The organism is Xanthomonas sp. WHRI 10207, assembly GCF_040202975.1.
Lineage (GTDB): Bacteria > Pseudomonadota > Gammaproteobacteria > Xanthomonadales > Xanthomonadaceae > Xanthomonas.
The window spans coordinates 563,547-579,104 of sequence record NZ_JBEGDX010000001.1; the positions used below are offsets into that span (position 1 = coordinate 563,547).

Annotated in this window: 19 protein-coding genes and 1 other RNA gene; 8 read left to right on the forward strand and 12 right to left on the reverse strand. The window is 64.5% G+C overall.

Features of this window, described 5'->3' with window-relative positions:
- From ABQU90_RS22750 to ABQU90_RS02550, 4 genes are all read left to right on the forward strand, one after another.
- Positions 1-107, forward strand: a 107-nt coding sequence (locus tag ABQU90_RS22750) for a transcriptional regulator (protein ID WP_503064409.1), incomplete at its 5' end; no start/stop codon positions are given.
- 367 nt (positions 108-474) lie between these two features.
- Positions 475-1,659, forward strand: a complete 1,185-nt coding sequence (locus ABQU90_RS02540; protein ID WP_055845596.1) for a polyketide cyclase — start codon at positions 475-477, stop codon at positions 1,657-1,659.
- 96 nt (positions 1,660-1,755) lie between these two features.
- Positions 1,756-2,127 (forward strand): DUF423 domain-containing protein, encoded by a 372-nt coding sequence (locus tag ABQU90_RS02545; RefSeq protein ID WP_055845594.1) that lies wholly within the window; start codon positions 1,756-1,758, stop codon positions 2,125-2,127.
- Between the two features lies 1 nt (position 2,128).
- Positions 2,129-2,803: a DNA-3-methyladenine glycosylase family protein gene (locus tag ABQU90_RS02550; RefSeq protein ID WP_323521827.1), complete on the forward strand. Its 675-nt coding sequence runs from the start codon at positions 2,129-2,131 to the stop codon at positions 2,801-2,803.
- Between the two features lie 102 nt (positions 2,804-2,905).
- Here ABQU90_RS02550 and ABQU90_RS02555 read toward each other — a convergent pair whose 3' ends face one another.
- The 6 genes from ABQU90_RS02555 to ABQU90_RS02580 form a co-directional block, all read right to left on the reverse strand.
- Entirely contained in the window at positions 2,906-4,339 is a 1,434-nt protein-coding gene (locus tag ABQU90_RS02555) for an FAD-binding oxidoreductase (RefSeq protein ID WP_323521828.1), read from the reverse strand.
- A gap of 171 nt (positions 4,340-4,510) precedes the next feature.
- Entirely contained in the window at positions 4,511-5,308 is a 798-nt protein-coding gene (locus ABQU90_RS02560) for a M15 family metallopeptidase (protein ID WP_323521830.1), read from the reverse strand.
- Between the two features lie 15 nt (positions 5,309-5,323).
- Positions 5,324-5,935, reverse strand: coding sequence for a PH domain-containing protein (locus ABQU90_RS02565; protein ID WP_323517374.1), 612 nt, complete (start codon positions 5,933-5,935; stop codon positions 5,324-5,326).
- Positions 5,936-6,106: 171 nt separating this feature from the next.
- A complete protein-coding gene (locus tag ABQU90_RS02570) occupies positions 6,107-6,286 on the reverse strand; it encodes a type II toxin-antitoxin system antitoxin (protein ID WP_055845582.1) in 180 nt (59 codons plus the stop codon).
- On the reverse strand, positions 6,283-6,567 hold the full coding sequence (locus ABQU90_RS02575) for a hypothetical protein (RefSeq protein WP_055845579.1): 285 nt from the start codon (positions 6,565-6,567) through the stop codon (positions 6,283-6,285). Before ABQU90_RS02575 ends, ABQU90_RS02570 begins: the two co-directional genes overlap by 4 nt.
- Before the next feature lie 9 nt (positions 6,568-6,576).
- Positions 6,577-7,446: an SPFH domain-containing protein gene (locus ABQU90_RS02580; protein WP_115527315.1), complete on the reverse strand. Its 870-nt coding sequence runs from the start codon at positions 7,444-7,446 to the stop codon at positions 6,577-6,579.
- Between the two features lie 127 nt (positions 7,447-7,573).
- On the opposite strand from ABQU90_RS02580, the gene purT reads away from it, so the two are divergent.
- Both purT and ABQU90_RS02590 read left to right on the forward strand, forming a co-directional pair.
- Positions 7,574-8,776, forward strand: a complete 1,203-nt coding sequence (gene purT / locus ABQU90_RS02585; protein ID WP_323521831.1) for a formate-dependent phosphoribosylglycinamide formyltransferase — start codon at positions 7,574-7,576, stop codon at positions 8,774-8,776.
- 8 nt (positions 8,777-8,784) lie between these two features.
- The gene (locus ABQU90_RS02590; RefSeq protein ID WP_323521832.1) at positions 8,785-9,066 is read left to right on the forward strand and encodes a hypothetical protein; all 282 of its coding nucleotides are present in this window, start codon (positions 8,785-8,787) and stop codon (positions 9,064-9,066) included.
- Here ABQU90_RS02590 and ABQU90_RS02595 read toward each other — a convergent pair.
- Together ABQU90_RS02595 and ABQU90_RS02600 are read right to left on the reverse strand one after the other, a co-directional pair.
- Positions 9,036-10,265, reverse strand: coding sequence for an endonuclease/exonuclease/phosphatase family protein (locus ABQU90_RS02595; RefSeq protein WP_323521833.1), 1,230 nt, complete (start codon positions 10,263-10,265; stop codon positions 9,036-9,038). The two genes, ABQU90_RS02590 and ABQU90_RS02595, sit on opposite strands and share 31 nt — an antisense overlap.
- A gap of 51 nt (positions 10,266-10,316) precedes the next feature.
- The gene (locus ABQU90_RS02600) at positions 10,317-11,231 is read right to left on the reverse strand and encodes an arginyltransferase (RefSeq protein ID WP_115527318.1); all 915 of its coding nucleotides are present in this window, start codon (positions 11,229-11,231) and stop codon (positions 10,317-10,319) included.
- A 39-nt stretch (positions 11,232-11,270) separates the two neighbouring features.
- Between ABQU90_RS02600 and ABQU90_RS02605 the strand changes: the two genes are divergently transcribed.
- Positions 11,271-11,870 (forward strand): EF-hand domain-containing protein, encoded by a 600-nt coding sequence (locus tag ABQU90_RS02605; protein WP_323521834.1) that lies wholly within the window; start codon positions 11,271-11,273, stop codon positions 11,868-11,870.
- Between the two features lie 11 nt (positions 11,871-11,881).
- On the opposite strand, the gene ABQU90_RS02610 is transcribed toward ABQU90_RS02605, so the two are convergent.
- The 4 genes from ABQU90_RS02610 to ABQU90_RS02625 form a co-directional block, all read right to left on the reverse strand.
- Positions 11,882-11,957, reverse strand: a non-coding RNA gene (locus ABQU90_RS02610) — sX9 sRNA.
- Between the two features lie 420 nt (positions 11,958-12,377).
- Positions 12,378-12,881, reverse strand: a complete 504-nt coding sequence (locus ABQU90_RS02615; RefSeq protein ID WP_055845563.1) for a putative signal transducing protein — start codon at positions 12,879-12,881, stop codon at positions 12,378-12,380.
- Positions 12,882-13,112: 231 nt separating this feature from the next.
- On the reverse strand, positions 13,113-14,018 hold the full coding sequence (tesB, locus tag ABQU90_RS02620; protein ID WP_055845560.1) for an acyl-CoA thioesterase II: 906 nt from the start codon (positions 14,016-14,018) through the stop codon (positions 13,113-13,115).
- A 59-nt stretch (positions 14,019-14,077) separates the two neighbouring features.
- Positions 14,078-14,848: an enoyl-CoA hydratase/isomerase family protein gene (locus ABQU90_RS02625; RefSeq protein WP_323521836.1), complete on the reverse strand. Its 771-nt coding sequence runs from the start codon at positions 14,846-14,848 to the stop codon at positions 14,078-14,080.
- A gap of 23 nt (positions 14,849-14,871) precedes the next feature.
- Here ABQU90_RS02625 and ABQU90_RS02630 point away from each other — a divergent pair, with 23 nt between their 5' ends.
- On the forward strand, positions 14,872-15,336 hold the full coding sequence (locus ABQU90_RS02630) for a copper chaperone PCu(A)C (RefSeq protein ID WP_323521837.1): 465 nt from the start codon (positions 14,872-14,874) through the stop codon (positions 15,334-15,336).
- Positions 15,337-15,558: the final 222 nt, after the last annotated feature.

The window sequence follows — 15,558 nt, forward strand, 5'->3', positions numbered from 1 at the left end:
CGCGCAAGCCTGAGGCTTGCAGGCAGCGCCTGCTCACCCAGTCCAAACTGGGCGTGCGCGACCGCACCTGTGCGGTGCTCAAGGCGTTCGAACTGCAGCTCGTCTGACGGCAGTGCCGTCGTAACTCAATGCCGCCCTGCACGGCGCTTGCTGCCCGACGCGGCATCGCCGTCCTGCATGCATCTTTATGCGATTGCGTTGCGCCGAGTGGGGCGGTGACACGCCCCTAAATGCCTTTGGCTAATGCGGCATCACACGCACGCAGCGCGCGATGTGCATGATGACTGCGCGCAATTGGCGCAAACCCTTGTACAGACTGGGATTGCGCAGTTCCGCAACAGCGCCGCGTGCGCTAAATGACACCGCAAGACCGCGCTACCCGTCGCACAACTGAACATCTTTCTCGAAGCCTGCTAGGATGGTGGCTTCGCTTCACTCAACCCGGCCGTGGGATCGGCCCCGGAGACCTCCTGAATGACCCGTATTATCGAGTTCCTGATCGCCTTGGGGATCGTGGCTGGCTTGTTTGTCGTGGTGGGCTTGGTGTTGCCCTCGGAGCGGCAGATGTCCGAGAGTGTTGAGACCAACCGCAGAATGACGATTGTTTACGACACCGTGAACAGCTTCCGTCGTTTCAAGGATTGGAACCCGCTTGTGCTGCGTGACCCGAAGATCCAGCTGAAGCTGGCCGGCCCGGAAGAGGGCAAGGGTGCACGCGTCGAATACAGCTCCACCGAGGGCTATATCGGCAGCGGCAGCTGGGAAATTAAAAACACCGTCAAGAACGAGCGTGTTGAGATCGCGATCGAAGATCCCACCAAGGGCTATGACAAGGTCACCAATTTCACTCTGGCTCCGACCGGCAAGAACAACAAGAACGTCAAGATCACCCAGGATTACAGCGTCAAGTACGGCTGGAACCTGTTCGGTCGTTATGCGGGCTTGTATGTCAGCCGCCACGTGGGCGACGACCTGAAGCTGGGCCTGTCGCGTCTGGCAACTGCATTGGCCACCGTGCCGAACTTCGACTACCGCGCGCAGCTGGACGGCAAGCCGGTGTTGAGCGATCTCAAGATCGTCGATGTGCCGGCCGAGGACCTGTTGGTCGTCACCGCGGGCAACATCGATCGCGATAACGAGACGATCAAGAAGTCGATCAAGGACAACCAGGAGTGGATCAAGCGCGTGATGGACGCCAATGGTCTGGAAGCTGCTGGTCCGGTTCGGATCGTCACCACCGACTTTGCCAGCGACAAGTACGCGTTCGACGTCGTGCAGCCGGTCCGCAAGCGTGCCGGTGGCGCGCCGAAGGCCGATGCCAAGACTGACACCGCCAAGACCGACGCCAAGAAGGACGACGCCGCAGCAGCTGCTGCACCTGTCGATGCGACACCGGTTGCCGCAACGGGTGAAGAGCTGAAGCTCAACATCCCGTCCGAAGCTCCGGTGAAGTACGAGCGCACCAAGGCACACCGTTCGGCATTTGCTACCTACGCAGGCCATATGGCCGGCCTGGATGCCGTCCGCAGCTCCCTGCGTGCCTGGTCTGCCACCGGCGGCAACGACGTGACCGAACGTCCGTACGAGTCCTGGAAGGGCGGCGTGGACAAGTCGTTTACGCAGGACGGTACCTATGACGTCTACTGGGCCATCAAGTAATCGTTTCACCACGATGATCTGATCCAGACGAAAACGCGCCGCAGTCTTGCGGCGCGTTTTTTTTTGCGCCACGGCGCCGCAACGGAAACTGCCCGCATGTCTTTAATCGAACGTCGCAAGAAACATCCCTCGTTGCTGGCCTTTTGCGGCGGCTTGCTGGCCGCCATCGCGGTGGGGCTGTCGGCCTACGCCTCGCACGGCGTGACCGACGCGCTGGTGCAGTCGCGGTTGCAGTTGGCATCGCTGTACGCATTTGGGCACGGTGCCGTACTGGTCGTGCTGGGCGCCACCGAAACGCGTGCGCTCGCGCGCGTCGGGTTGTATCTGTTGTTGCTCGGCACGTTGCTGTTTGCCGGCAGCCTGGTTGGCGGCGCCTTGCTGCACTGGCCGACCAGCCTTGCACCGATCGGCGGGGTCGGCTTGATGCTGGGCTGGGTGGTGTTGGCGATCGGCGCGTTGAGGCGCTGAGATGCCACGGCATACCCGCGGATTCGATGTAGAGGCGGCGTTCGCGCAGTTGAGCCGGCGCGACCGCGCGTTGGGCGCGTGGATGAAGCGCATCGGTCCCATCGCTCCGCAGCCAGGTTGGCGCAAACCGTTCGACCCGGTGGACGCGTTGGCGCGTGCCATCTTGTTTCAGCAACTCAGCGGCAAGGCCGCATCCACGATCGTGGCGCGGGTGGAGTTGGCGATCGGATCGAGCCGTCTGCATTCCGACACCCTGGGGCGCGTGGACGATGCGGCGCTGCGCGCCTGCGGTGTCTCTGGCAACAAGGCGCTGGCACTGCGCGATCTGGCACGGCGTGAGCTGGATGGAGAAATTCCCTCGTTACGCAGGCTCGCCTTCATGGAAGACGACGCCATCGTCGAAGCACTGGTGCCGGTGCGTGGCATCGGCCGTTGGACGGTGGAAATGATGCTGATGTTCCGCCTGGGCCGCCCGGACCTGCTGCCCATCGACGACCTGGGTGTGCGCAAGGGCGCCCAGCGCGTGGACAAACAAGCGCAGATGCCCACGCCGAAGGAACTTGCCGAGCGCGGGCAACGCTGGGGCCCATACCGCACTTACGCCGCGTTTTATCTATGGAAGATCGCCGACTTCAGCGTCGCGGCGAAAGTGCCGACCCCGCGCTCGCAGGAATAGGTGCACCGGGTGGATGTACAAGCGCGCACGCCGGCGCGAGCGGGCGGGGGGGCGTTATCAGGGGCGTCCTGGGCGCCGGTAATGGCCGGTTCCCGGCGTTACTCACCCAGGCAGGTACTTGTCCCACAAGTGGTTGCGGAAACGACGCTCTGGATCGATGTTCCTTTTGACGCTCGCAAAAGACCCGGTTTCCGGGTAAGCGGCGGAAAATTGCTGCTGGCTGGCATGCAGCCGGTAGGGTAGGTAGTAGCGGCCGCCGTGCGCCAGCGCCGCATCGATCAACTGCCGGGTCCAGGCCACCGTTGCCTTGTCAGGCGAGCTGCCGCTGCGCTGCTTGTAATAGAGCACGAAGGAAAACACCGGCTGCGTTGCCCAGCGCAACATTGACACCGTATCGGCAGGCGAGTGGCGGATCGAGATATTGAGTGCGTTGACATCGTTGCGGCGCAGGATTGCGGCCATTTCGCGCGCGAATGCAGTAAATGCAGGCACCGGCACGAAATATTCCTGCAGCAGGTAGGTGGACATGCGCCGCGTGCGCGGTTCCAGCGAACGCGCATCCAGGCTGGCCTGGCAATTGCGACGCATCACTACCGGCGTCTGCAACAGCGGCGCGGTCTGATAGCGCTCGCGCAGCGACGTGCTCAGCGGCAGTTCCGATGCAGCCCAGATCAGATTCTGTTCGCGGCTGTAGTCCAGGTCGCGCGCAATCAGGCGCCTGGCATCGGTTGGTGCGGCATCGCTGCTGACCCAGGTCACTGCCAATGGGCGATCAAAGTGCGGCGGCGTCAGGTCGGCATTGTGCATCACCGCCAGTGGGTCGGCGGCGATACGGTCGGCGAAGAAGGCGGGGTAGTCGTCCAACGCCACTTGTTCCACCCGCCGCTCCAGCATGTCGTTGAGTGTCAGCGACAACTCCACTTCGGTGACCACGCCGAGCCCGCCGTAGCCGCCAATGACAGCGGAGAACAGCTCCGGAGTGTTCGTGCGGTTGAGTTCGTGTATCTGGCCACCTGCGTCAACCAGCTGCAAGGCATGCACCGTGTGCGCAATCGGCCCGGCATGCAGGTAGCGGCCATGGCAATTGACCCCGATCGAGCCACCGACGCTGAAGTTGCTGTAGCTCTGCATCACCGCGATTGCCAGATCATGTGGATCGATCAGGTCCTGCACGTCCCGCCAACGCATGCCGCTACGCACGCGGATGCGTCGGGCAGCGACATCCAGATGCACTAGGCCGACCAGCTCGCGTAGGTCCAGGTGCAGCGAAGAGGGTGAAGAGATTTGCCCACCCATGCTGTAACGCGCGCCACCGATTGACACCGGACCGGTACTGCCGCGTAGCAGGCTGACCACCTCGTCCACGCTGCGCGGCCGCGCGATGCGTGCCACCGTAGTGCGATCGATGCCGGCAATATCGGTGATCTGCAGCGATGTGTCGGGGCTCTTGCCGCATCCGGGCATGGTCAGCGCAACGCCGGCGCCGAGGAGTGCGGCGGTGGCGGTGCGGCGCTGTCTATCGATGTGCTCGTCCATAAGCGGATGTTTCCAGCAGGGTTGGGAATCAGGTGGCGGCGGGCGGCAGGCGGCCGAGTGTTGCGTCAGACCACAGCCGGGGGGATCGGCAGGCTATGGAGGTGATGGCGATGCAGCGCGCGTGCTCACGCGTTGGACCTGTCATGGCGACGACACAGCGTGCGGCAGGCTTCATGGCGCGTGCCACCGCCAATGCCAGGGTTCGTACACGATGCCATGGGGGTTATCGCGCGGATAGCTCAGGCGGTAGCCGAAGCGCGGCGCGTGACTGCGCAGCCACGCAAACGCGGTGGTGGCCTCGAACGATTCTTCTGCCGGTGGTTCGCCCGGAGTGCCGATATCGAGCGCATCGCCGCTGTGATGTTCGCTGAAGCCCGGTGCGGCATTGACCGCCAGAATCTGGTCCAGCGTCAGCCCGCGTGCGAACTTGCGTTCGAAGATGCCCAGTTGGTAATCGTGGCTGCGGTAGCCGGAGATCGCATCGAGCACGATGTCCGCACGCAGCGCAGCCGCACGCATCTGATGCCACGCACGCACCGCACCTGCGTTGAGCCAGAGCGGCCGGCCGAAGCGATCGCGCCCGGCGAACTGCAACGTTGCCGGTTCGGCGATCAGGCGCAGGCCGGTCTGTTCTACATAGTCATCTGCAACAAGCCCGAGCTGTGTGAGGCGATGCTGCAAGCCGTCGATCGCCAGGACGCCCGCGTGGCCTTGGCTGGAACGCGCAGTGGCGCCCTGCAACCGGTCCAGTGCCTCGTCCAGACCAGGTTCGCGCGCCAGTCGCGGCACCAGCGGCATCAGCCCGTGTGGCAGCTGCGCGGCCAGATAGCGCCCATCGCGTTTGCGCCGCAGTAGCCAGTCGGCCTGCGCCAGGACGCGCGCATCGGCATTGCTGCGCGCGCGCAAGAGGGCAGCTGGCACCAGTTCGATGGCGGTGTTGTTGAGCAGCAGGGACAGTCTTGGGCGCATCGCGACAGGGTAGGGCTAAGCGCGTTGCGCGGCCAGTTGCTGTAGATCCTGCAGCAGCTGGCGCGGCTGTTCGGGACTGAGCACGACTACGCTGCCGTCCTTGAGCGGGAGGGTCAGCACGCGGGCCGATTGGGTGACCAGATAGAACCCCGGGCCTGCCTGTCTGCTGCGGTAGTACCCGGAATGGAAACCCGGATAGCCAAAGCCCAACGACTTTCGGCCTGGCTTGAAGGCCGGGTGCTCGGCCAGATCGACCACGCGCGCGGTGTCCAGCCGCATCTGGTCGACGGGTACCTGCTTGGTGAACAGTGTCGAGCGCACGATCAAGCGATCGTCCTGCAGCCGGATACCGCGTCGCGCATGCGCGGCGGTGCAGCTCACTGCGATTGCCAGCAGCAATGCCAGGTGGGTGTACAGGGCGGCAGGATGCCCATGACGGACATTGTCCGCATGTACCACGACGATCACGCACGCGACAGCCAGCAACGGAAGCCATAGCCACAGCGCAAGCCTCCAGGGCGCGACCGGAGCGACGGCGTACTCGCGCCGATGCGGTGGCTGGCGGTGACCGGTGTGTGCCGTGTGCTGTGCAACGCCGCCGTGGCGTTGACCGGATCGCGTCGTCATCGGGCGTCCTTGATCGTCACCTGTGGCGTGACGCTTGGCGATACGTGTGGGCGCCGGCAGCGAGCATGCCGGGGTTGTTTGGTATGGCCACCGCGACCTGGATGTCATCGCCGTTGACGGCGTGGAGACATGACAGCGATGCGGCGACGCTTCGCCCGTTGCAGCGCCTGCTCATGTCTGCGGCTCCTTGTCGCCCTGCGGCTTCGGCAAGCGCCCTGCCTTGCGTAGCGCATCGCGCAGCACGTATTCGATCTGCGCGTTGAGGCTGCGTAGCTCGTCGTCGGACCAGCGCTGCACGGCAGCCAGTACATCGGCGTTGATGCGCAGCGGATAGGCCTTCTTTTCGCTCACTCGCGCTCACCGCGGCCGCTGTAACGGCGCAGGTGCATGACCATCGAGACGATCAATACGTTGACGCCGATGATCATGCCGATCACCACCGCATAGATACCAGCGCGGTTGTCGCCGGCCCAGTACAGGCAGGCGGCACCGATCAGGATCACCAGGCTGATCAGCGCCCAGCGCAGGCCCAGACCGCGTGCGCGGTCGTCGTCGTCCGCACCGATGGAGGCGGCGATCGCCAGCGCGGGCAAACCGGACAGAGCGACTACCAGTGGCACCATGACATTCATTGTTTCACCTCAATAGAGCGAGCCGGCGTTGACCACCGGTTGGGTGCCGCGATCAGAACACAACACGGTGAGCAGGTTGCTGACCATATGCGCCTTGCGCTCTTCGTCCAGCTGCACCACGCCGTTTTTCTGCAACTCGGCCAGTGCCATCTCCACCATGCCCACGGCACCCGCCACGATACGCGTGCGTGCGGCGATCACTGCATTGGCTTGCTGGCGCTGCAGCATGGCTTGCGCGATTTCCGGTGCGTAGGCGAGATGGCTGATGCGCGCTTCGATCACGTCCACGCCGGCCTGGGTCAGGCGCTCGTCGAGATGGCGCTTGAGCTGTTCGCTGATTTCGGCCGGATGGCTGCGCAACGAAATCTGACCATCTTCGTGTTGATCGTAGGGATAGCTGGTGGCCATGGCGCGCAGCGCCGCTTCGGACTGGATATGCACGAAGCTTTCGTAGTCGTCGACGTTGTACACCGCCTCCGATGCATCCATGACCTGCCACACGATCACGGCAGCAATTTCGATCGGGCTGCCATCCAGTTCGTTGACCTTGAGCCGGCCGCTTTCGAAATTGCGCACACGCTGGCTGACCCGGCGCTTGGCATAAAAGGGGCTGTTCCACCGCAGGCCAGGGTCCTTGACCGTGCCCACGTACTTGCCGAACAGGCTGAGCACGGCGGCCTGGTTGGGTTCCAGGGTGTACAGCCCGGCCAGGAAAAAGATGCCGACGGCAACCACCACGATGGTGGCGATCAACGCGAGCGGAATCGCCTCGGCCGAGGCCGCCACGGTAAGCAGCATCCAGGCGCTGGCTGCGAACGCCGCACCAACGGCGATGATGACGGGGATGCCAGGCAGTGAGTTGATCGGCTTCTCTTTCATGAGCGGATGTCCTTGAGTTTGGAATGAAGATATCAAAGTGATATCAAGTGATGCAAGATTTGCGGGCAGCGTTCGAGCGGAAGGCCCAGTTAGAATGGCCGCCCCCTTCCGATCTGGACCCGCGCTCATGACTACTCTCGGCACGCCGTTATCGCCTTCCGCCACCCGGGTGCTGCTGCTGGGGTCGGGCGAACTGGGTAAGGAAGTAGCGATCGAACTGCAGCGCTTCGGGGTGGAAGTGATCGCGGCCGATCGCTATGCCAATGCACCGGCGATGCAGGTGGCGCACCGCTCGCACGTGCTGGACATGCTCGATCCCGCCGCGCTGCGCGCGCTGATCGCCGCAGAGCAGCCGCACCTGATCGTGCCGGAGATCGAAGCCATCCATACCGAAACCCTGGTGGCGCTGGAGCGCGATCAGGGCCAGCGCGTGATTCCCACCGCGCGCGCCGCACGCCTGACCATGGACCGCGAAGGCATCCGCCGCCTGGCTGCCGAAACCCTGGGCCTGCCGACCTCGCCGTATCGCTTTGTCGACACCGCTGCCGAGTACCGCGATGCGATCGCCGCGGTGGGCCTGCCGTGCGTGGTCAAGCCGGTGATGTCGTCCTCGGGCAAAGGCCAGAGCACCTTGCGCAGCGAGGCCGACATCGATGCGGCGTGGGACTACGCGCAGACCGGTGGACGTGCCGGCGCCGGGCGTTGCATTGTCGAAGGCTTTATCGATTTCGATTACGAGATCACCTTGCTGACCGTGCGGCACGCGGGCGGCACCTCGTACTGCGACCCGATCGGCCACTGGCAGCAGGATGGCGACTACCGCGAAAGCTGGCAGCCGCAACCGATGTCGGCTGCCGCATTGCAGCGCTCGCAGGAGATTGCGAAAGCCATCACCGACGATCTGGGCGGCTGGGGCTTGTTCGGCGTGGAGTTGTTCGTCAAGGGCGACGACGTGTGGTTCAGCGAAGTCTCGCCGCGCCCGCACGACACCGGGCTGGTAACGCTGGTGTCGCAGGAATTGAGCGAATTCGCGCTGCACGCCCGCGCAATCCTCGGCCTGCCGGTCGGTGCTGAAAACGGCGGCGTCATCCGTCAGAGCGGCCCGTCTGCTTCCTGCGCGCTGCTTGCGCACGGCAATGGCGTGCCGGTGTTCGACAAAGTTGCCGATGCATTGCGCGACCCGGACACCGCGCTGCGCTTGTTCGGCAAACCGCGCGTCGATGGCCACCGCCGTGTCGGCGTCACGTTGGCGCGTGCTGACAGCATCGATGCAGCACGCGAGAAAGCGCGCGTAGCGGCGGCGGCGTTGACGATTCAGTTGAAAGACTGAGCAGCGCCTTGCTTGAAAGAGTGCAGCTTGGTGCTGCACTTCTTTCAGAACGCCAGCTGCAAGCATGTGATGCGCTTGCCATCAACAGCGATGGCAAGCTGTGCGAGCAGTCACTCGCCGAAGTGCAGCTGTCGTCAGTTCTGTACAAGCCAGCGCAAGCGATGCCTGCGTCCATGGACCTGTCATCGCCCGCTTTGGAAGTACGGCAGATTCCAAAACGCGACGTTACCAATCCCAACTCCCTAATCGCTAATCCCGGCTACAAACCAACATCCACCCACACCGCATGATGGTCGCTGCCATCGGCAATTGCCGCTTCCGGGGCGGTGCTGGCCGGCCAGAAGATGCCGCTGCCGATCAGGGTGAACTGGTGCGATGGCAGCACGTAGTCCAGGCGCATGGTGCCGGCTTGCGGGCCGAAGTCGCCGGTGACCTGGTGCGGGTCGCCGGTGTGCACGATGCCTTGCGCGGCGTATTCGGCGGTCTTTTCCGGGCCGCCGTCGCTGCGCGGGGTGGGGTACTGCAGCACGCTCGGATGATTGATCAGTGCGCGGATCGCGTCGTGGCGGCCTGCGCCATCGATCGGGTCGTTGTTCAGATCGCCCAGGATCACAAAGTGCGCATCGGCCGCCAGGCCGCCGCAAATCCCCTTGTCATCGCACAGCCAGCGCTTGCTGTCGGCGGCGTTGTCCAGGTACGCACGCCACAGCGCGAGCTCGTCGTGGTTACGTGCGGCGTTGCGCTTTTCCGCGCCATCGAACACCGGTGGCGTCGGGTGCGACACCAGCGCATGCACGACACCGAGCGGCGTGCGCACCGGCACGTCCCAATGCGATTTTGACGACAGGCGCAGTTGCGACCAGATCGCGTCGCTATAGAACGAACGCCCGGTGCCCGGATCCAGCGGCCGCAGTGCACCCGGCAGCGCGCTCCATTTCAGCAATTGAAAACTGCGCACAGACTGCGCATCGATCGGATACCGCGACAACACCAGCATCCCGTACTGACCAGGATGCAGCCCATAGCCCCAGGCATCGTTGCCACGCGAGCGGCCATCGCCACCGACGGTACCGTTGCTGTCCAGATCCAGGCCGCTCGGCACGCCGGTATTGACCGGTGCCAGATACCGATACGGATAACCCAGCGGCTCGCCGCCGCCTGGCTGGGCGACCTGCAGGTAGCGCTGCTGGAACAGATCGGCAGCGCGGTGGTCCGGGTCGAAATCGAATTCGTTGAGCAACACCAGATCCGGACGCACGCGCTGCAGCACCGCGGCGATCTTGCGTGCATGCGCGCTGTCGCCCTGCAGTTCGCGCACCAGGCCGCCGGCCTCGTCTGAGTACAACGAGGTGTTGTAGGTGGCGATGCGCAGCTGTGTCGGCACAGGGTCGCCGGTGGCGCTATCGGAGGTAGCGGCCGATGCCGGCGTGCGATGGGTACAGGCAGCGCAGAGCGCGGTCAGCGCAAGCAACAAAAGAGGTCTGATCATCGCGCGATTCTCGCATGCTGGATGCGACAGCCCGATGTCGCGCGCTGCGATTCACGGCGCCGATGCGGTCGCGGGTAATCCGCGCCACTGGCGGCCGTCGTAGGCTTCCAGTGCGCTGAAACGACGCTTGTAATTCATCTTTGCATGGCCGTCGATCCAGTAGCCCAGATACACATGCGCGCGTCGCTCGCGCTGAGCCCATTGAATCTGCTGCAGGATCGCAAAGGTGCCCAGGCCGCGCGCGGCCGCCTCCGGCGCGTAGAACGTGTACACCGCAGACAACGCATGTTCGGTGACGTCGGTGACCGCAACGGCGAGCAGCCGCCCCGGTGCATGCGCCACCGCCGGTTCGCGAATCTCCAGAAACCGCCCATGCGACCAGCCGCCGATCAGGAACTGATCGAATTCGGTGCCGCCATGCTCGTCCATGCCGCCACCGGGGTGTCGGGATTTGAGGTACTGGCGATACAGGGCGAGTTGCTCGTCGGTGCGTTCGGCTGCGACCACGCGCACGACCAGATCCTGATTGCGCGCAAGGCAACGGCGTTGACTGCGATCGGGTCGAAATGCATCCACTGCAATGCGCACCGGCACGCACGCGCGGCAGCGTTCGCAATGCGGCCGGTACACCAAGTCGCCGGAGCGACGAAACCCCCATGCCAATGCTTGCGGATAGATCGTGCCCAGGCGCGGGTCGTGCGGGTCCAGCACCAGATCGCGCGCACGACGCTCGGGCCAGTAGCCGCAGGCATGCTCGCCGGTCTGGAACAGGCGCAGGTCGTCGTGGGTGTCGGCGTGGATGGCCATGCGCGCAGGATAGCGCCTGTGCGTCGCAACAGCGGCGACTGTCCGCCGGATGAATACGCCAGGTGTGCGCGTCAACGTGTGCGCCGATGGCTCGTTGATGTGGGTGTTGGTGGCAGCGCACGGCCTCTCCGGATGCGCCACCCACGCGATGCGGCCCATGCAGGTGCCGCGTGTGGTTCCCACAATCAGGAGTTTCTCATGACGTCTCGCAAACCTTTCCTCGCCCTGGCCGTGCTGGCTGCGCTGTCCACCGGCGTCGTGTTCGCCGCCACTCCGCCTGCTGCCGGCGATGCGCCGCGTCCTGGCAAGCTCGACAGCAATAACGATGGCGTCATCGATCGTAGCGAAGCCGCCGCTGACCCCAAGCTGGCTGCGCAGTTCGACACGTTGGACACCAACAAGGACGGCAAGCTTTCACGCGATGAGCGCCCGCGTCATCGCGGTCCGGGTCGCGAGGGACGTGGCGAGTGGATGGCTAAATTCGATACCAACAAGGACGGCCGCATCAGTCGCGAGGAAGCCAAGGCCGACCCGAAGTTTGCCGCGCGCTTCGATCAGATGGACGTCAACAAGGACGGCTTTGTCGATCGCGCCGACCGTGAGCTACGCATGCAGCAGCATCGCGATGCGTGGTTTGCCAAGGCCGACACCGACAAGGACGGCAAGCTGAGCAAGGCCGAGTTCGACGCCGCATCCAAGATGCGCGGCGAGCATGGTCCGCGTGGCCCGGGTGAGCACGGCGACCGTGGCGATCACGGCAAGCGTCCGATGCCGGCCAAGCCTGCCGCGGGCAACTGAGCATTGAGAGCGGCAAACAAAACGTAGCGAGCAGTCGTCAGGTGGGCGCGGACGGCCCGCAGGAACCGGAGCGTACGGGTGGTACGTGCCGATTCCGAGCGCCGGCCGCGCGCGCTTGGCAGTAAGCACGGTAGTTCTGTGAGCTGCTCTTAGGTGGAGTGCAATTGGTTGAGTAGTGCAGTGGTGGGATGACACCGCCGTCATGGCGGTTGCTCATTCGCAACAGTTAACAAGGCGCCGATCGACAGACGGCCTCCCGCGTAAGCAGGAGGCCGTTTTTTGTGTGTGCGTTGTTAGGCAGCTAACACGCGTACTGCGCGCATCCCGACGATCTGCCATGCGCGCGCGACTGGCACGCAGATCGATCCTTGTGTTGGCGCGCCTCATAGCATCCCCAGCTTGATGGAGTGATGCAGGATCGCCAGTATCACTGCGACGTTGCTGACGATCACGGCGCCAGGGCTTGACCCTGCTAGCCCAAACCACGCCACCACAGCGCAGAAGCGCTCAGCGTGCCGGCTGAATCCGCACCCGCATTTCGTCGTCCTCCGCTGGCGGCGTTGCGTCCGGTGCCGATTGCGATGCGGGCTGTGTTGCTGGGGCGACCGGCGCCGGTGTGCTGCGATGGCGCATCACCACAAACATGGCCACCGCACCGATCACCAGCAACAGCACCAGACGGATACGCCAGGCCCAGCTGCGCGCGCTGGAGCTCGAGCCGTTTTCGCCTTCGCGGAAGGTGTATTCCACATTCGGCAGATCGCGGCGGGTGGTGTCGAGCAGGCGTGCATCGCGCAGCAGGTCGCGCGCGCGCGGCTGGTCGTCGGCGTGCACGATCCACACGGTGGGATACGCCTGCGCGTTGCCTTGCTCCAGGTAGCTGAACTGCCCGGTGCGCTTGCTCTCATACGAGCGGCCATTGCTCATGCGCACATCGATGCCGGCGTTGCGCAATAGATTGGCCACGCCCTCGGCGGTTTCGATACGTTGACTGCTGAAGATCTTGCGCATGCTGGTGGAAACCGCCGTTGGGTCCCGAACAAATGGCGCCAGTGCTGCGCCGGTTCAAGATGAAAAGAAAGATGTGGGTGATGGCTACGGCTAAGTGGCCGCACGCGCGCCGGTGAGCTGGCCGGCGCGTCGTCGTAACAGCTTGCGTGCTGCGCGACGAGCCGGCCGCATGCCCGCCACCTGCGCCATCGATTGATGAGTCCGCGACACGGTAGCGCCACCCATCTGCGCCTAGCCCTTGGCCGGCACGGCAATCGCGCTGCCCTCGGGCACCACACGGATCAGTCCTTCCTGCGTGGTGCTGGCGACCAGCACGCCATCGCGGGTGAAGAACTGCCCACGTGCCAGGCCGCGTGAGCCTTGCGCGGTGGGGCTATCCAGCGAGTACAGCAACCAGTCGTCGGTGCGGAAGGGGCGGTGAAACCACAGCGCATGGTCGAGCGAGGCCATCTGCACATTCGGCGTGTAATAACTGATGCCGTGCGGAAACGTGGAGGTGCCCAGCAACTGAAAATCCGAGGCGTAGGCCAACAGCACCTGGTGCAGGCCGACATCGTCGCCGATCGGGTCGTTCAGACGCAGCCACATCTGCTGGAACGGTGGGCGCTTGGGTGGCTTGAGTTCGTCGCGCGGAAATACGTGGCGAAACTCGAACGGGCCACCGCGCGAGAGCCAGCGCTGCACCTTGGCCGGCAGGTTCGCCAGCACCTCCGGCGCAAGCGGTGCGGCCGGTTCGATGTCTTCCGGCGGCGGCACCACCGGCATCACTGACTGATGCTCGGCGCCGTCTTCGTGTTCCTGAAACGAGGCCGCGCAGAAAAAGATCACCTTGCCGTGCTGGATCGCAGTGACCCGGCGTACTGAGAAACTGCCGCCATCGCGGGTGCGGTCGACGTCGTAGACGATCGGGTGGTCGATATTGCCGGCACGCAGAAAATAGGCATGCAGCGAATGCGCCTGGCGGCCGTTTTCCACCGTGGCCTGCGCAGCCGACAGGGCCTGGCCCAGTACCTGTCCACCGAACACGTACTTGGTGCCGATGTCGCGGCTCTGGCCGCGAAACAGATTGTCTTCCAGGCGCTCCAGCGACAGCAGGCTGATCAGTTCGGAGACGACGGGTTCGGCGGTGGCGGACAAGGGGCTGGCCTGGGCGTGCGACGGACCACGATTATAGCGGGCCGCCTGCGTACCACCGTTCAGGCCTTTTGCAGGCGTTCGACCAAGCCACGCAACGCGGCCTGGGCATCGGGCGCGTACCAGCCGTCGACGAAGCGCTCCAGCTGGATCAGCTCCGGCGCCAGCGCCGCGCGCAGATCGGCTCTTGCCACCGCACGCGTGGCCAGCATCGGCTGACGCGGCAACTGTTGCAGCTCCTGCAGCCACGCCACCGCGCGCGCGGTGACCAGTTCGCCGTCCACCAGCTCATCGACCAAGCCGATCTGGGCGGCCTGTTCGGCTGGTAGCAACTGGCCGGAAATCAACAAGCGTTCGGCACGATGCGCACCGACCACGCGGCGCAACAGCCGCTGGATACCTTCCGGCGCCGCCAACCCCACTTGCACTTCGTTCAGGCCGATGGTGTACGGCCGGGCGGTATCGGCGCTGCGCGCCATCACCCGGTAGTCGCAGCACAGCGCCAGCACGCAGCCACCGGCCGGTGCATGGCCGCCGATTGCCGCGACCACCGGCACCGGGCAGTTGGCCAGTGCTTGCGCTGCATCGAAGAAGGCGGTCCAGCTGGCCAGCAGTGCAGCGCGGTCGGTGCCATGCGACAGCAGGTGCGGTACATCCATGCCACCGGAAAAAATGCGTGCGCTGCCCGATAGCACCACGCCGTCGACCGTGGCTTCCAGCTGCTGCACGGCCGCGCTCAGTGCCTGGCAGAGCGCGGTATCCAGTGCATTGACCGGCGGGCGCGCCAGACGGATTTCACGAATTCGGCCGTGGTCTAAGATCTGGATGCTCATTCGGGGCTCCTGGAGGTCGGGCCATGATAGACGGCAGTGACAGCCGGCGGCGCATGCGGCGCAGCGTCATTGGCGCAGTGGCGCTACTGGTCAGTGCAGGCGCATCTGCGCAATGCATGCCGACCTTCAAGGACGGCTGGGTGCGGATTCCGCCGCCCGTTGGTGTGGGCATGGCGGCAGGATTTGGCAGCTTTCACAACGACTGCCCACATGCAGTGCGGATGACCGGGATCAAGAGCGCCGCCTTTAGCGAGGTGTCGCTGCACCAGACCCTGCAGACCGATGGGGTCAGCCGCATGCGTGCCGTGCCCGAGTTGTTGTTGGTGCCGGGCGCGGTGGTGACGCTGGCGCCAGGCGGGTTGCACCTGATGCTGATGCAGGAGCAGGCACCGTTGAAGGAGGGCGCACAGGTGCCGGTGGTATTTATCTTGCAGGATGGCCGGCAGGTACAGGCCACGCTACAGGCACGGACCCGCGCGCCGAAGTAATAACCGTCTCGCCCCGAGTTGCGGATCGGGCGCTGCGCAGCAACCTGCGCTGTGTGCTTGTAGTACGTAAGTGCAGTACGTCAGTGCGATGCAAAGTACGGCCAGGCGCCGCCGAAATCGTACGCGCCCACATCGCATCCAGAGCCCCAAGGCTTGCAGTCACTCGCAGCCGTGGACGCCACCAAAAACAAAAACGGCGGCTCCGCTAACGAAGCCGCCCTG

Bases quoted from the DNA above. Each gene is read 5' to 3' on its own strand.
- ABQU90_RS02540 (WP_055845596.1), top strand. From the start codon at position 475: ATGACCCGTATTATCGAGTTCCTGATCGCCTTGGGGATCGTGGCTGGC.
- ABQU90_RS02545 (WP_055845594.1), top strand. From the start codon at position 1,756: ATGTCTTTAATCGAACGTCGCAAGAAACATCCCTCGTTGCTGGCCTTT.
- ABQU90_RS02550 (WP_323521827.1), top strand. From the start codon at position 2,129: ATGCCACGGCATACCCGCGGATTCGATGTAGAGGCGGCGTTCGCGCAG.
- ABQU90_RS02555 (WP_323521828.1), bottom strand. From the start codon at position 4,339: ATGGACGAGCACATCGATAGACAGCGCCGCACCGCCACCGCCGCACTC.
- ABQU90_RS02560 (WP_323521830.1), bottom strand. From the start codon at position 5,308: ATGCGCCCAAGACTGTCCCTGCTGCTCAACAACACCGCCATCGAACTG.
- ABQU90_RS02565 (WP_323517374.1), bottom strand. From the start codon at position 5,935: ATGACGACGCGATCCGGTCAACGCCACGGCGGCGTTGCACAGCACACG.
- ABQU90_RS02575 (WP_055845579.1), bottom strand. From the start codon at position 6,567: ATGAATGTCATGGTGCCACTGGTAGTCGCTCTGTCCGGTTTGCCCGCG.
- ABQU90_RS02580 (WP_115527315.1), bottom strand. From the start codon at position 7,446: ATGAAAGAGAAGCCGATCAACTCACTGCCTGGCATCCCCGTCATCATC.
- purT (WP_323521831.1), top strand. From the start codon at position 7,574: ATGACTACTCTCGGCACGCCGTTATCGCCTTCCGCCACCCGGGTGCTG.
- ABQU90_RS02595 (WP_323521833.1), bottom strand. From the start codon at position 10,265: ATGATCAGACCTCTTTTGTTGCTTGCGCTGACCGCGCTCTGCGCTGCC.
- ABQU90_RS02600 (WP_115527318.1), bottom strand. From the start codon at position 11,231: ATGGGCCGCATCGCGTGGGTGGCGCATCCGGAGAGGCCGTGCGCTGCC.
- ABQU90_RS02605 (WP_323521834.1), top strand. From the start codon at position 11,271: ATGACGTCTCGCAAACCTTTCCTCGCCCTGGCCGTGCTGGCTGCGCTG.
- ABQU90_RS02615 (WP_055845563.1), bottom strand. From the start codon at position 12,881: ATGCGCAAGATCTTCAGCAGTCAACGTATCGAAACCGCCGAGGGCGTG.
- ABQU90_RS02625 (WP_323521836.1), bottom strand. From the start codon at position 14,848: ATGAGCATCCAGATCTTAGACCACGGCCGAATTCGTGAAATCCGTCTG.
- ABQU90_RS02630 (WP_323521837.1), top strand. From the start codon at position 14,872: ATGATAGACGGCAGTGACAGCCGGCGGCGCATGCGGCGCAGCGTCATT.